The organism is Arthrobacter sp. zg-Y1219 (assembly GCF_030125545.1).
In the GTDB taxonomy this organism is placed as follows: Bacteria; Actinomycetota; Actinomycetes; order Actinomycetales; family Micrococcaceae; genus Arthrobacter_B.
In genome coordinates, this window is sequence record NZ_JASKLY010000023.1 from 125,722 (window position 1) to 140,887 (window position 15,166).

General features: G+C 64.3%; 12 protein-coding genes. 5 read left to right on the forward strand and 7 right to left on the reverse strand.

Features of this window, described 5'->3' with window-relative positions:
- Positions 1 to 65: 65 nt before the first annotated feature.
- The 4 genes from yjfF to QNO00_RS17185 all read right to left on the reverse strand — a co-directional run bounded on the left by yjfF (position 66) and on the right by QNO00_RS17185 (position 4,679).
- Positions 66 to 1,079: a galactofuranose ABC transporter, permease protein YjfF gene (gene yjfF / locus QNO00_RS17170; protein WP_229966727.1), complete on the reverse strand. Its 1,014-nt coding sequence runs from the start codon at positions 1,077 to 1,079 to the stop codon at positions 66 to 68.
- Positions 1,079 to 2,110, reverse strand: a complete 1,032-nt coding sequence (locus QNO00_RS17175) for an ABC transporter permease (protein WP_229966728.1) — start codon at positions 2,108 to 2,110, stop codon at positions 1,079 to 1,081. The genes yjfF and QNO00_RS17175 overlap by 1 nt, the downstream gene beginning before the upstream one ends.
- Positions 2,107 to 3,630: a sugar ABC transporter ATP-binding protein gene (locus QNO00_RS17180; RefSeq protein ID WP_229966729.1), complete on the reverse strand. Its 1,524-nt coding sequence runs from the start codon at positions 3,628 to 3,630 to the stop codon at positions 2,107 to 2,109. Before QNO00_RS17180 ends, QNO00_RS17175 begins: the two co-directional genes overlap by 4 nt.
- Before the next feature lie 98 nt (positions 3,631 to 3,728).
- Positions 3,729 to 4,679, reverse strand: coding sequence for an ABC transporter substrate-binding protein (locus tag QNO00_RS17185; protein WP_284025418.1), 951 nt, complete (start codon positions 4,677 to 4,679; stop codon positions 3,729 to 3,731).
- A gap of 278 nt (positions 4,680 to 4,957) precedes the next feature.
- On the opposite strand from QNO00_RS17185, the gene QNO00_RS17190 reads away from it, so the two are divergent.
- Positions 4,958 to 5,506, forward strand: coding sequence for a hypothetical protein (locus QNO00_RS17190; RefSeq protein ID WP_284025419.1), 549 nt, complete (start codon positions 4,958 to 4,960; stop codon positions 5,504 to 5,506).
- 315 nt (positions 5,507 to 5,821) lie between these two features.
- Here QNO00_RS17190 and QNO00_RS17195 read toward each other — a convergent pair whose 3' ends face one another.
- Complete coding sequence (locus tag QNO00_RS17195; RefSeq protein ID WP_284025420.1) at positions 5,822 to 8,023, reverse strand: ABC transporter permease; 2,202 nt, start codon at positions 8,021 to 8,023, stop codon at positions 5,822 to 5,824.
- 157 nt (positions 8,024 to 8,180) lie between these two features.
- Here QNO00_RS17195 and QNO00_RS17200 point away from each other — a divergent pair, with 157 nt between their 5' ends.
- On the forward strand, positions 8,181 to 8,843 hold the full coding sequence (locus QNO00_RS17200) for a TetR/AcrR family transcriptional regulator (protein ID WP_229966733.1): 663 nt from the start codon (positions 8,181 to 8,183) through the stop codon (positions 8,841 to 8,843).
- A gap of 145 nt (positions 8,844 to 8,988) precedes the next feature.
- Positions 8,989 to 9,576: a helix-turn-helix domain-containing protein gene (locus QNO00_RS17205; protein WP_229966734.1), complete on the forward strand. Its 588-nt coding sequence runs from the start codon at positions 8,989 to 8,991 to the stop codon at positions 9,574 to 9,576.
- Positions 9,577 to 9,642: 66 nt separating this feature from the next.
- Here the strand turns inward: QNO00_RS17205 and QNO00_RS17210 are convergent, their stop codons facing one another.
- Complete coding sequence (locus QNO00_RS17210) at positions 9,643 to 11,055, reverse strand: ABC transporter permease (RefSeq protein ID WP_284025421.1); 1,413 nt, start codon at positions 11,053 to 11,055, stop codon at positions 9,643 to 9,645.
- A 187-nt stretch (positions 11,056 to 11,242) separates the two neighbouring features.
- Positions 11,243 to 11,728, reverse strand: a complete 486-nt coding sequence (locus QNO00_RS17215; RefSeq protein ID WP_284025429.1) for an NUDIX hydrolase — start codon at positions 11,726 to 11,728, stop codon at positions 11,243 to 11,245.
- 225 nt (positions 11,729 to 11,953) lie between these two features.
- On the opposite strand from QNO00_RS17215, the gene QNO00_RS17220 reads away from it, so the two are divergent.
- Positions 11,954 to 12,892, forward strand: a complete 939-nt coding sequence (locus QNO00_RS17220) for a 5'-3' exonuclease (RefSeq protein ID WP_284025422.1) — start codon at positions 11,954 to 11,956, stop codon at positions 12,890 to 12,892.
- Positions 12,893 to 14,320: 1,428 nt separating this feature from the next.
- Positions 14,321 to 15,166, forward strand: an 846-nt coding sequence (locus QNO00_RS17225; RefSeq protein ID WP_284025423.1) for a M43 family zinc metalloprotease, incomplete at its 3' end; no start/stop codon positions are given.

A 15,166-nucleotide genomic window follows, 5' to 3' on the forward strand; every position in this document is an offset into this window, starting at 1 on the left:
CCCCCTCCAGCTGATTTGTGACGCGGCGCTACAGTTGCCGCCAGCCCGGCCGGGCGTGGCGGGCGCTAGGCGAGTTTCACTTTCCGGGAGAAGAGTTTCTGGAGAAGGATAAAGACCAGCAAAAGCGCTCCGATGACGATGCGCGTCCACCACGAGCTGAGCGTTCCCTCATATGAGATGAAGGTCTGGACAATTCCCAGAACCAGGACTCCCGCCAGGGAGCCGACGACGTAGCCGTATCCGCCGGTGAGAAGCGTCCCGCCAACCACTACCGCCGCGATGGCATCCAGTTCCATGCCGGTGGCCGCCAGGCTGTATCCGGACAAGCTGTAGAACGAAAAGAGGATTCCGGCGGTTGCGGCGCAGAAGCCGCTGATCGTATAGACGAGTATTTTCGTCCGAGGCACTGCCAGGCCCATCAGCACCGCGGAGGCTTCGCCGCCGCCAACGGCGTAAACCGTCCTGCCAAAACGCGTCTGGTGCAGGACATAGACTGCGGCGGCGACCACCAGCAGCGCGATGATGACACCGGGCGACACGAACAGGTTCCCGGGCAGCCGAATGCGGGCCTGGGCCATGGACGTAAAAAACGGATCCGTGACAGTGATCGAGTTGAGGCTGATGACGTAACAGAGCCCCCTGGCAAGGAAGAGTCCCGCAAGGGTCACGATGAAGGGCTGGATTTCAAAGACTTGGATGATGGCTCCCATGACCAGTCCGAAGACGGCTCCGGTCAGTAGGACGACGGCGATAACCGCGAACGGATTCCACCCTGCTTGCAGCAGCGCTGCGGCGATCATCATCGAGAGGGCGACGACGGACCCCACCGACAGGTCGATTCCACCGGTCAGGATGACAAAGGTCATGCCGACGGCAAGGACAATCAGGAAGGTGTTGTCGATCAGGAGGTTAAGGAAAACCTGCCCGGAGAGAAACCCCGGGTACATGAGCGCGCCGGCTGCGAACATGGCAAGGAACAGTCCGATGGTTGCAAGGGTCGGTGCGTATTTCGCCTTTCCCTGCAGACCGCTCGTTCGGTTGTGGGTGGCGGGGGCCGAGGGGCTGGTGAGGACTGACATCAGATGGCCACCTTCGGTTTCGAACTTGTAGTTGCCGGGCGTTTGCGCTGCCGGAGCAGTGTCCGAGCCTTCGGCGACTGCAGCAGGCAGACAACGATGACAACGAGGGCCTTGAAGACCAGCGTCACCTCAGGCGGGATGCCGAGGGTGTAGACGGTTGTCGTCAGGGTCTGGATGATGAGCGCACCGATGAGTGTCCCCACCAGGCTGTACCGGCCGCCGGCCAGCGAGGTCCCGCCGATCACCACCGCGAGGATCGCGTCCATCTCGATAAAGAGCCCGGCATTGTTCGCGTCCGCCGCCGTGACGTTGGAGCTGATCATCAGCCCGGCAACCGCGGCGCAAAAGCCGCTGAAAATGTACACGATCCAGGTGATGGTGCGGGCGTTAAGCCCGGCCAGCCGGCTCGCCACCGGGTTGATGCCTACGGCCTCAATAAGAGTCCCCAGCGCCGTTCGCCGGGTTAACAATCCCGCTGCGGCACATACGGCGGCCGCAATGAGAATCGAGATGGGGAGCGCCAGAAAAAACCCGGCGCCGATGGCGTGGTACGGGTCATTGGAGACGGTGATGATCTGGCCGTCGGTGACGAGCTGGGCCAGGCCGCGGCCCGCCGTCATGAGGACCAAGGTGGCGATGATGGGCTGGATCCCGATCACGGCGACCAGGAAACCGTTCCACGCTCCCAAGGCCAGGCCGGCACCCACCGCAATCGCCGCTCCGGTGAGTGCGGTCTGGGCGGACCCGGGATCCGCGGCATTGTAGATGTAGGTGCACGAGATGGCGCCGGCGATGGCTGCTGTTGCCCCCACTGAAAGGTCGATGCCCCGCGATGCAATCACCAGAGTCATGCCGAGGGCGATCAGAATCGTGGGTGCTCCGTTGCGGAGGATATCGATCAGGCTGCCGTAGAGGTGGCCGTCCTGGACCCGAACCGCGAGAAAATCGCTTCTGAACACCTGGTTGAGGAGCAGCAGCAGAACCAGGGCCAGAGCTGGCCAGGTAAGCCGGTGCCGAATGACGGCGTTCATGCCGGAGTCCCCGCGATGATCGTCATGACATCCTCCATGGAGACGCCGTCGTTGGGCAGGTCCGCCACCATTTCCCGGTCCTTGAGGACCGCAATGTGGTCACTCAGGCGAAGCACCTCCTCCAATTCGGCGGAAATGAAGACAATCGCCATGCCCTCGGCAGCCAGGTTGCTGATCAGCAGCTGGATTTGGGTTTTCGCGCCGATGTCGATGCCCCTGGTGGGTTCATCGAGAATGAGAAGCTTGGGGTTGGTGATCAGCCAGCGCGCGAGGAGCACCTTCTGCTGGTTGCCGCCGCTGAGGTTTCGGACCAGGGCATCTTTGTTGGCGGGACGGATATCCAAAGTTTCGATGAACTTCCCGGCGAGCTGATCCTGCTGGTGGCGGGGAATCTTCCGCAGCCATCCCTTGCTCGCCTGCATGGCCAGGACCAGATTGTCCCGAACCGAGAGATCACCGACAAGGCCCTCCGCCTGGCGGTTCTCCGATGAGAATCCAATTCCCCGGTTGATCGCGGCACGCGGGTTCCGCAGGCTCCGGCTCGTGCCGCCGAGGATCAGCTCACCCTGGTCGGCGCGGTCGGCGCCAAAGAGCAGCCTCGCCGTTTCAGTTCGCCCTGATCCCAGCAACCCCGCCAGTCCAAGGATCCGCCCCGGTTCGATGGAGAGGTTGATGTTCCCGACGGAGCCCTTTCGCCCAAGATTCTTCGCCTGGAGGAAGGGGACGGCGTCCACGTTTTCCGGCCGGGGTTGGGATTCGGTCCGGTCGAGTTCAGCGAGGACTTCCAATTCCTTGCCGATCATTTTCGAGATCAGTCCCATCCGCGGCAATTCGGAGGTCAGGTATTCCCCCACCAGTTTCCCATTCCGGAGAACCGTCATGCGATCGGAGATTTCATACACCTGTTCAAGGAAGTGGGACACAAAGAGGATTGCGACTCCCCTGTTCCGCAAGGTGCGGATAACAGTGAAGAGCTGCTGCACCTCGTCGAGGTCCAGGCTGGACGTGGGTTCATCGAGGATGAGCACCCTTGAGTCGATCTGAACTGAACGCGCTATGGCGACCAGCTGCTGGATCGCGATGGAGTGCGTGGAAAGTACGGAGCCCGGGTCAATGTGTCCGAGTTGGAGCAGTTCGAGTACTTCGCGGGCTTTTCTGCGGACTTCCCTCCAATGAATGCTCCCCCGCCTGCGGGGCTCCCGTCCCAGGAGGATGTTCTCCTCGACCGACAGATTCGGGCAGAGGTTCACCTCCTGATAAACGGTGCTGATGCCGGCATTTTGCGCTTCGGCGGGCGTGGCGAATTCGTGGGTCACACCCAGGACGGTGATGGCACCGCCGTCGACGGCGTAAACCCCGGTCAGTGCCTTGATCAGCGTTGATTTTCCCGCGCCGTTTTCCCCCATGAGGGCATGCACTTCACCCGGAAACAGTCGGAAGTCCACGCGGTCAAGTGCCTTCACCCCGGGAAACTCAACCGAAATTCCGTGCATCTCCACCACTGGAACGGTCTCGTTCATGTTTCTGTCTTCCTGTAACTGGAATGCGGTGAGCGCACACTCACCGCATTCCAGTCACTGATCGGTCCGGACTCTTATCGCGTGCGGTGTGTCCTGAACTAGTACTCGCGGGTTGCCAAGACTTCCTTTGCCTGTTCGGGGGTAAACGCAGTCTCTTCCGTCACCACGCGGGCTGGCACTTCTTCGCCGGCAACCACTTTTTCCGCGAGCTCCATGAGCTGCACTCCCAGGAGCGGGTTGCATTCCACGATGTAATTGATCCTGCCCTCGGAGAGGGCGGTCATCCCGTCCTTGACCGCATCGACAGTGATGATCTTGACGTCCTTGCCGGGCACCTTTCCGGCAGCTTCGATGGCCTCGATCGCTCCCAGCCCCATATCGTCGTTGTGGGCATAGACAACGTCAATGTCGGGAGTGTTCTTGAGGAACGCCTCCATGACCTGCTTTCCGCCGCTGCGGGTGAAGTCACCGGTCTGGGATTGCACGATCTTGAGGTCGGGATCGGCCGCGATGGCTGCTTCGAAACCTTCCTTTCGGTCAATAGCGGGTGCCGCCCCGGTGGTCCCCTGCAGTTCCACAATGTTTATCGGACCGTCCGTTGCAGCTGAATCCTGGACGAGCCAGTCGCCGGCCTTCTTGCCCTCCTCGACAAAATCAGATCCGAGGAACGTCTTGTACAGCGACGTGTCGGCGGAATCGATTGCCCTGTCGGTCAGGATCACCGGGATACTCGCGTCCTTTGCTTCCTTCAAGACGGTGTCCCATCCGGATTCGACGACCGGTGAGAAGGCGATGACATCCACCTGTTGCTGAATGTAGGAACGTATCGCCTTGATCTGGTTTTCCTGCTTTTGCTGGGCATCCGAGAACTTGAGGTCGACGCCGGCGGCCTCGGCGGCGTCCTGGACGGATTTGGTGTTGGCAGTTCGCCAGCCGCTCTCGGCCCCCACCTGCGCGAAGCCCATGGTGATGCCCTCGTCCGAGCCGGTTTCGGCGTCCGAGCTACCGCATGCAGAGAGAGCCAGGGCCGAGACGGCCAGGGCTGTCATAAGAGTCTTCTTGAACACTGCTGCCTCCTGAAATTCGGACCGCAGCCACAAGCAACTGCACCATCATCGCTGCGGGGGCTTGAACGCCCTGAGCGCAATTGTGAACGCTAACAATTTGCCGGTCAAGAGTGTTTTGATGCAATTTTGCAAGTGTCCGTTTTCGCTGCAGAACTGCCCGTTTCGGGGTGCTGGCGGCGTTGGCGGCGATTGGGCGGGGCCGGCGGGCAGGAGCGGGCGCTAATGGTACTTTGTGCACGTACCCCGTCCGAGGAGACGCCATGTCTGGACCCGACGATTCCGCTGCAGGCCCTTCCCAGCGCCGAAGAGGTGATGGAGCTGGAAGGAGCCGGATCCCTGGATCTGCCTGGCTCCGGAACCGCTTCTGGCTGGTGCTGCCGGTCCTTGCCCTGAACGCCGCCGTAGCCCCATACCTGCCGCCGCCCTACGGCCCGCAGGCCTTTTCGGCCGGCATTCCGGCGGCGCTGATCATCGCTGAAAACGTTCTGCGGGCCCTGCTCTGCGCAGCCCCGGCCTTCATGCCGCTGGCTCCTCGACGGGGAGGCCTCTGGCTCTACGGCACAGGCCTGGCCGCCTACGCCGGCGCCTGGCTGGCGGCCATGGCGGCTCCGGAGAGCCCGTGGAGCACCGGCCTGATAGGTTTCACGGCGCCGGCGTGGACCTCGTTGCTCTGGCTTGCGGGAATCGGCTGGGGTTCGAGCCTGCGGTTTGTCCCCGGGTACCGGCCGTGGATGTATTTGGCTGCCGGGGCGGTCTTCACCGCCGTGCATACGCTGTACGCCGGCCTGGCCTGGCTGCAGCACAGGTAGCGCCGAAACCCAATGCCTTCGCAGCGCGGGCACTGCTGGGACCTCAGCAGACTGCCTTCCAGATCCACCCTGCGGCAATCTTGAGCCAAAGTTGAGGAAAAACAGCAGAGAAGCAAGGCAGAGTGTATTCCTGCGGGAACTAGAGACACCCGCAAAAAACGGTGGCACTTCCCCTGGGAAACCCTGGATGTGCAGCCCCGCAGGAAACCTTCGATTTGAGACCATCGGGGGCGTACTGCGAAATCCCCAAAACGAAGGGCCGCTGCAATTGCAGCGGCCCTTCGTTTTGATCATGCCCGGTTCCGGCGGAGCCGGCTATACGGAAGCGACGTGCTTTCCACGCTTCCGTTTCGCGGCACCGGCCGAAGCATCCGGCGCACCGGCAGCTGCACTCTCCGGCACGTCAACGGGGTACGGTTCCGTTCGAACCGGCTTGAACCGGTCAATGATGACCAGCAGCACCAGGGAAACCGCTCCCCAGATTCCAAGCGTCAGCAGATGCGTGCCGACAGTGTCCCCGCCGAAGTACAGGATCGAGCGGATCGACTCGACGGCGGCGGGCATCGGCAGGAATTCGTGCAGGAAGCGGAAGATCTCCGGCTCCATGTAGATGGACATGGCCGCGCCGGAAGCCGGAACGCCCAGGAACATCAGGATGCCAATGACCGGCAGGATCGCCAGCATGCCGATGAGCCGGTCGAAGACTGCGGTGAACAGGGCCACGCAGAAGATCGCGACGGCGCCGGCGCCCCAGAGCGGCAGGAAATGGCCGTCGATGGCGCCCACGAAGACCTCGGCGATGACCCAGAGGAAGGCGGACATTCCGACGGCCCACGCCGCAACGATGGGGATCAGCCGGCGCAGCGGACGGCTGGCCGGAGCCGCCGTCGAGCCCACCACAATGATCATGAAGCCCGCCATGATCCAGCCCATGGCCAGGTACATGGTGGCCATGCCCATGGAGTCGGAGTCCTTCAGCGGAGCCACGTTCTCGGTGGTCAGTTCCGCCTGCTGTCCGGCGGCGATCTGGCCGAAGACAGACTGGACAACCTGCTGCGCGCTCATGCCGGCAGCCTCGTTGGTGATGAGGGTTGCGGCGGGGTTCTCCGCCGACGGCAGCACAAAGGCGGCCACGACCGTGCGGTCCTGCACCTGCTCGCGGGCCTCATCGGCGGAGTCGGTCGGCTGCAGGTCAAAGAGCCCGGACATGTTCTCGTCCAGTCCGGCGGCCGCCTGTTCCGCCTGCTCGGCGGTGGAGCCGACGACGGCGACGGGCATGTTCCGCGGTTCCGGCTGGTACATGGCACCGAGCATCAGGGACAGCATCATGGTGACCATGGCCAGCGGGAAACCGGCCAGGGCGATGTAACGCCAGGTCCGGCTCTTCGGCCGGGGTCCGCCGTGCAGGGACGCCACGTTGATCGCCGGCGGGGCCGCATTGGGCTTGCGGCGGCGCTTGAGGGCGTCGATCCCCAGCGTGAGGAGCAGGGCGGCCACGGTGCCGATCGCCAGCACCAACAGGTGGCCGCCGGCGCCGCTTCCGTCAAAGTAGAGCACTGCGCGGAGTGATTCGCCGGTTGCTGCCGCGGGCAGGAAGCCGTGCAGGTAAGGGTAGATCCACGGCATGGTGTGCACCGACATGCTCATGTTGGACGCGGGAACGCCCAGGACCATCAGGAACAGCATGCCCACAAGCACGGCCATCGGGCCGAGGATGCGGGTGAGGAACAGCTGGACGCTGCCGACCGCAAACACGGCCAGTGCGCAGATGCCCAGGACGGCGGCGGTGTGCCCCTCAACTATGCCCATGATGGGGCCGACGACGGTCCAAACCAGGGCGGCAATCAGTGCCGACCATCCGGCCAGCAGGGGAACGAAGCGGCGGAACTTCAGCAGTTCCGGCGAGTTGGAGAGGATCAGGCTCAGCGGCATGTAGCCGGCAAGCATCAGCGCGGTGGTCATGAACATTGCGCCCAGGCCTGCCATGTCGCTGCTCGGCAGCGGTGCGAGGTCTTCGGTCGTCAGGGCCAGGCCCTGCGCGAGGACCTGCGGCGCCAGCAGTGCGGTGACACTGCTGGACTGGGAGGCGCCGGCGGCACCGGCGGTGTAAACGGTGGCTTTGCCCTCCGAGAGCGAGACGGCGCCGGATGCTTCACGGTCCAGGATGAGCTGGCGGGCTTCCTGCTCGGAGTCGACCATCCGCACCTCGACGGCATCGGGGTCGCTGGACTCCAGGGCATCGGTGAACTGCTCCGCCTGCTGCGCGGAGCCGGCGACGGCAATCGGCATGTCATGCGGGGTCGGCGCGTGCATGGCTGCCAGATAGCCGCCGACCAGCATCGACACCATCAGAAGGGGCATGAGGAACATGGCAACGTAGCGCCCGATCTTCTCTGCCTTGGCCCGCTTCAGGGCAGCAGCTTCGAGGTCCGCGTCAGCAGTTGCCGGGGCCTCGCTCTGCGCCGCTGGATCCTCGCCCGGTGGATAGTCGGTGGACGTGGGGGAAGTCTGGCTCAAGGTCGTGCTCCTGTGCTGTGGTTCGATGGTGGTGCGAGGAACGCACTGACCGCTGGGCCAAATGCGCGGCCAGTGGGGCCGACTCGTCAAAATTACGCCATGTGGCGTAAATTTGGTTAATCGAGGCGCACACGCCGCGGGACGAGGGGCACGGTTCATGGGTCAGCACGGCGAGCACGCACGCGAGGTTTTACTGGACGCAGCCGAGGAACTCTTCGCCCGTTTCGGCATCGATGCGGTCTCCAACCGACGCATCGCCGAGCATGCCGGCACCGCCAACCACTCAGCCGTCGCCTATCACTTCGGCGGCCGCGACGAACTGCTGCATGCCCTGATCACCCGGCATACCGTTGACACGGACCGCCGCAGGACGGCACTGGTCTCCACCTTGGCGGACGACGCCGGGCTGTCGGACCTGCTGGCGTGCCTGGTCCTGCCCTGGACCGAACATCTGGCCGCGCTGCCGGTGCCGAGCTGGCGGGCGCGGTTCATTCACCAGATGCGGACTGTCCCCTCCATGCACGAGGTGCTCTCCCGGTCCGCCGTGGCCAGTCCCGCCACCGATGCCCTCGTCAAACGCATCGAGGCCCTGCTCGGCACGACGCCCCGGACCGTGCTCCATGGCCGGTCCTGGATCCTCGGCAATATGGTGCTCGGGGTGTGCTCCGAGTATGAGGCAAGGATCCAGGACGGCACCGAGCCGGCCAACTGGACCGGCGTCGGGTACTTCCTGATCGATTCCTGTGCCGGGATGCTCTCGGCTCCGGTGACGCATCCCGGCGATTTTTTGACCCAACAGTCGCCGCTCTACCTGCCCTGACCGCCGGGTGTCCTCGGCCATCAGATCCGCGTTGATAGCCGCCGCCGCGCTGAGGCCAGCCGTGGCGGCACCGGGCCGGTTCCTCCAGTGTGGAACCGTGCCGGTGCAGCAGCAACGATTTTTGCCGCTATGGCAAACTCGACCCATGACGGATGAACAGAAGGACGCCCTGCACGGCGTCGGCGCCCGGCTGCGGTCGCTGCGGTCCGACCGCAACATCACGTTGGCGTCGTTGTCGGCCGCCACCGGCATTTCGGTGAGCACTCTTTCCCGGCTGGAGTCGGGGCAGCGGCGCCCAACGCTCGAGCTGCTGCTGCCCCTGGCCAAAATCTACGGCGTCACCATTGATGAGCTGGTGGGCGGGCCGTCAACCGGAGATCCCCGGGTGCATATGCAGCCCATCAGGCGCCACGGTGCCACGATCATTCCGCTGACCGAAAAGGCCAGCGGAATCGGCGCCTACAAGTACATCCTTCCGGCCCGCAGCAGGCCCGCGGTGCCGGAACCCCGCACCCATGAAGGCTATGAATGGCTCTACGTCCTCAGCGGGAAGCTGCGGCTCATCCTCGGCGGCACCGAGCTGGTGCTGCAGCCGGGCGAGGCCGCTGAGTTCGACACCCGCCTTCCCCACTGGATGAGCAGTGCCGACCTCGGCGCCGTCGAGTTCATCGCCCTCTTCGGCCCGCAGGGTGAGCGTGCGCACCTGCGGGCCCGCCCGGCGAAGGGTCACTGATTCTGTGCGTCAACTGCTCGTCAACTGCGCCGCGCCGAGCTGCCTGCGCGGCGCCGGGCTGTGATGTCACCGGCCCGGCGCCGAGGGAGCCAGCTGCGCTCCCCGCCGGCCCAGCATCCGGTCATAGAGCACTGCGAAGACCATGGCGACCGCCACGGCGATTCCGATGAGGATCAGCATGCCGATAATGCCGCTCTGCAGTCCGGCGTCGGCATCGGCGTCGAAATACAGGACCGCGCGGTTGGCCATGGTCATTTGATACAGCGGTTCACCGGGGGCAATAAACCGGAAGAAGGCCGGCAGCGCCTGCAGCGGCACCACGCCGCTGGCCGAGGGCAGCCCCATGAACACCACGTAGATCATTGACAGGATCATGCCCGCGCTGCCCAGCGCGGTGATCAGCGCGAACGCCACCGCGGACACGGTGATGATGGACAGCCAGGTGGTAAGGAAGTACCAGCCGCCGTGCGGCAGCGGCATGCCGACGGCCGCTGCCACCCACATCATCAGTCCGGCCGTGGGGAGGGCGGCAAGGACCACGATCCCCCACTTGGTGAAGAAGGTGGCCCAGCGGGCCGGCCGCGCCGGCGGTCCCAGGCTAAAGCGCGGGCCCAGTTCGACCGGAAGCACGCCCAGCCGGGAGTCCACGAGGAAGTGGATCGACACCGAACCGGCAATTCCGACGATCATGAGCAGCACCGAGTAGAAGAACGCTCCCATGCCCAGCGCGGTCCCCTCCTGCGGCGTCTGATAGGCAGTGGTGGTGACCTGGATCGGGCTGGCCAGCAGGTCCGCCGCGGTGCCGGAGACGTCCGGCGATACCTCCTGCTCCACTTGGGCCGGAAGGTCGAGGCTGCTGAGCTGCCGGTCCAGTTCTTCCTGCGCCTCGGCCCGGGCGCCTTGCGCCGAGCGGGTGAGCTGTTCGCCCAGGTTTTTGTTGGCCTGTTCCAGGGCGGGGTCGACGGCGGCGGTCGCCAGGCTGCTGGCCAGCGGTCCGGCGAGTGGATTGGTGTAGACGCTCACGGCTGGCCGGGACACCTCCGTATCGGTGAGGGCTCCGCTGACCAGGGCGAGTGCGTCCGCCGAGAAGGATGGGGGAATAACGACGGCGGCATGGATGCGGCCGGTGCGCATCTGGTCCTGGGCCTCGTCCCAGGACAGCGTCCGCAGGTCGATCTCGTCGTTCGCCGCGAAGCCCTGCTGCATCTGCTCCGTTATGGTGGCGCCGAGGTCTTCCCTGCCGCCGCCGTCGGGCGCTTCGGCACCGGCGTCTTCGTTCACCACGGCGATCGGAAAGTGGTTCAGGTTTACGCCCGGGCTGCCGAGACCGCCGATGTACAGCGCGGCGCCGGTTCCGCCCAGGAGCAGAAGCACCAGCAGCGGCAGCAGCCACAGCCGGGGAGACCAGTAGCGGGGAGATTCCGTGGCGTGCTGGGTCCCTTGATTCCCGGACCCGGTGTCGACGGTACTTGCGGGCATGGGGCGTACCTCCAGAAGCCGGAGTTTTCGCACAGTCCTGTCCTGTGAGCGTATCCGCGGAGAGGTGCCGCGGGAACGCTTGGGCTGGAAAACCGCGCACTGGGTCCCACCCTTTGTGAAAGAAGTGCACTGCCGTGGTCCCGCCGGCCCCGCGAGTGCTCCTACGGTGGGAACCAGCGCGGGAAGGCTACGTCCCGGGTGCCGGAGCGGTCCCGGCCAGGCGGCGGAGCAGCGCATCCAGGACCTGAGCCTGTCCCTTGACCAGTTTGCTGCGGGCCTCGGGCTCGGCATACCAGCCGGCGTCATCCATCTCGGGATATTCCCGCACCGTGCCCGAGCCCGGCGGCCATTCCAGCGCAAACGTATTGCTCGTTATCCGTTCCGGCGAGAAGTCGGCCTCGGCGGTGAAGACCGTGATGGTCTTTTTCGAGGACTGCCGGAAGCTGCCCAGCAGGACGTAGTCAGTCTCCGGGGCCGGGGTGCCCATTTCCTCGGCGAATTCCCGCTTCGCCGCCACCAGCGGCTCCTCGTCGAGGTATTCACCCTTGGGGATGGACCACGCGTGGGAATCCTTCCGCGCCCAGAAGGGCCCGCCCATGTGTCCGATCCACACCTCAACGCCGGAAGGAGCGCTCCGCCGGTACAGGAGGATGCCTGCGCTGGTGACCATGATGGGGGTGCTCCCTGTTCTGCTGGATGTGTTGGGGTTTAGTCGCCAAATTCCTCACGCGGACGGTCCCATCGTAGGTGACAGCATGGCAGCGACGCCTGGCGTCCCGCTATGCGCCGGGACGCCAGGGAACCCACGACGACGGCGGCACCGTCGTCTGCTGCGAGCATCGGGACCGTCCGCGGAACTTCCTCCCTTCCCTGCCCCTTTTCATGCAAGGATCGGCGTATGCCCTCCCGCCTGATGCTGCTCGACACCGCGTCCCTGTACTTCCGCGCCTTCTACGGAGTGCCGGACTCCATCCGCCGCAGCGACGGAACTCCGGTCAACGCCGTCCGCGGGCTGCTGGACATGATCGCGCGGCTCACCACCGACTACGAGGCCACTCACCTGATTGCCTGCTGGGACGATGACTGGCGGCCGCAATGGCGGGTGGACCTGCTCCCGACCTACAAAACGCACCGGGTGGCCGAGGTGGTGGCCGCCGGACCCGATGTCGAGGTGGTGCCGGATCCGTTGGAGGCACAGATCCCGATGATCCGCCGGACGCTGGAACTGGCCGGCGTCGCCGTCGTCGGCGCTCCCGAGCACGAGGCCGACGACGTGATCGGCACCTACGCGAGTTCCGCCGACCTGCCGGTGGATGTGGTCACCGGCGACCGCGACCTGTTCCAGCTGATCGACGACGACCGCTCCGTCCGCGTGATCTACACCGCCCGCGGCATGAAAAACCTCGATGTCCTGACCGAGGCCTCCATCGTCGAGAAATACCGGGTGCTGCCCGTCCAGTACGCGGACTATGCCACCCTGCGCGGCGATGCATCCGACGGCCTGCCGGGGGTGTCCGGGATCGGCGAGAAGACGACGGCGTCGCTGCTGGGCGAGTACGGCACGCTCGATGCGCTGCTGGCTGCGGCCGGCAACCCGGAAAGTTCACTGTCGTCGCCGGTGCGGGCCAAGCTGGCTGCCGCAGCGGATTACCTCGAGGTCGCACCCACTGTCGTGAAGGTGGTCCGCGATCTGGACCTGCCAACGCCCGGGGATGTCGGAGCCCAGCTGCGCCCGATCACCGGCGACGCGCGGGCCGAGCTGGAGAAGCTCGGCGCTGAGTGGAACCTGGGCGGTTCGGTGACGCGCCTGCTTGAAGCCTTTGACCGGTTTGCGTGAGCGCCGCACGGTTTCCCGCTCTTTGTGCACTCGTGGGGCTCCCGTTTCCCCTCTGACCCCAGCAGCACTAAAGGGTGGGAACCGGCGTCGGAAAACGCCCTCACACGAAGTGCCCGAAGTGGGACTCGAACCGGGCTCCAAGCAGCAAATTTTTCTTGTGCATTATCACTTTGCGCTGCCTCTGGATCACTGTCCGGAAACTGCATGACCGGTCCGTGCGTCGCCAATCGTGCGCTTGCTGGTGTTACGGAGGCGTTACCCGTAATTCTTATGCACCCCGCCTTAGCGGGGGTGTCATCGGCCGCTGCAGGCGCGGCAGGCACCTAGAAGGAAAGCCTTCGCCCGACCGGCCACTGCCGGGCTAGCTTCTGCACGAATAGAACCCCATGCGGAGCCAGAATATGGAAGACCACCGGAAGCGTGGACGGGAAATGGGTGGACTCTGCCGTAAGAAATCCGACCGCACCCGCCACCGTGAATAGCGGATACTGACCTGCCCGAATCGTTGGTCAACGATCTGCAAGCTCGGTGCTGGGCTCAGCCGTATCGAGCACCCGAGTTACGGGCTCAACGCACCGCCAATGCCCGTAAGCGTGGAAGAAGTTGTGCGTGAATGGAGCCCACCGGCGCTCTCATGCACGGGGTCTAATGGTGCTTGACCACGGCTTCAACTGAATGTCGTCCCTTCGGTTGTCAACGTTGTCGTGCACAGCAGTTACGCCCCTGGAATGCCCTCCGGCTTGTGCTGGCAACGGCTCCCCGATGGTAGAAGTGAGCGTTCCACCCAGATCGGCGGGAGAAAGGTCGCCGGCGCGCCGGGCACAGGCTTGGCGGTCATCGAGACCCGTACCCGTGATCCACGCGGTCATAACGCGTCAGTAACGGTCTCCCTGTCAATCTGTGATCAATCATTCGTACGTGGAACTTCAAGTGACAGCAGCACTCGGAAATAGTGGACAGCGTTCCGCTCCCTCATGAGGCAGAACTTGATAGGAGATAGAAGTGACCGAGGTTATGACCCCAGACCAGCCCCTGCGACGGTCCTGCGCGACCATGGAGGAACATCGTCAGCTGTTGAATGAAGACTCTTCCTACGTCTCGGCGCGCGCGGGCATTGAGACGGCAGCACGAAGTTTCGCGCAGCGAAAAACAGCGGCGCGGCCAGGGATTACAAGGATCCCGGTCGCGGTGCACGTGGTGTGGCGTGAGCCGAACGAGAACATCTCCGATGAACAAATACGGAGTCAGATTGATGTGCTTAATCAGGACTTCCGGGCGGCCAATGCGGACATCAGCGGCGTTCCCGCTGTCTGGCAATCCAGGATCGGTGACCCACGGATTGAATTCGAATTGGCAAAAGTGGATCCTGGCGGGAACTCCACGAGCGGGATAACCCGAACACAAACCACGGTGAAGGGGTTTGGCCGCGTGGGAGATCCCGTAAAGTCCGCAGCGACGGGCGGCGCCGATCCGTGGCCTGCGGACCGGTATCTGAACATGTGGGTGTGCCAACTCGAGGGTGGACTGTTGGGCTACGCGACGTTCCCTGGAGCACCGGCGGCCATTGACGGTGTGGTCATTCTTCACTCAGGTTTCGGAACGTCCGGCACCGCGCGGGCACCTTTCGACCGCGGCCGGACCGCGACCCATGAGATCGGTCATTGGCTGAACCTGTTTCATATTTGGGGCGATGACGGTACCGGATGCAACGGCTCCGACGAGGTCGATGACACTCCTAATGCCGCCGGGCCCAATTTTGGGCGGCCGGTTTTTCCTCACGTTACGTGTTCAAACGGTCCCGACGGCGACATGTTCGTGAACTATATGGACTACACCGACGATGCCGGCATGTTCATGTTCACCGCAGGGCAGGTGATCCGGGCGCAGGCCACACTGGATGGTCCGCGCGCCTCGATTGGTGCTGAGGTGGTGCCTGGGGTGAGCAGTGCCGGCCCTGACCTGACCGGGGACAGGAAGGGCGACATTATCGGTTTCGGCGACGGCGGAGTCTGGGCGTCCCTGAACAACGGTGACGGGACCTTCAAGGCACCGGCCAGGGTAGTGGACAACTTCGCCTACACCGCCGGTGACTGGCGGGTCGAGAAACACCCCCGCTTCCTGGCCGACCTCACCGGAGACGGCCGGGCCGACATTATCGGTTTCGGCGACGGCGGAGTCTGGGCGTCCCTGAACAACGGTGACGGGACCTTCAAGGCACCGGCCAGGGTAGTGGACAACTTCGCCTACACCGCCGGTGACTGGCGGGTCGAGAAA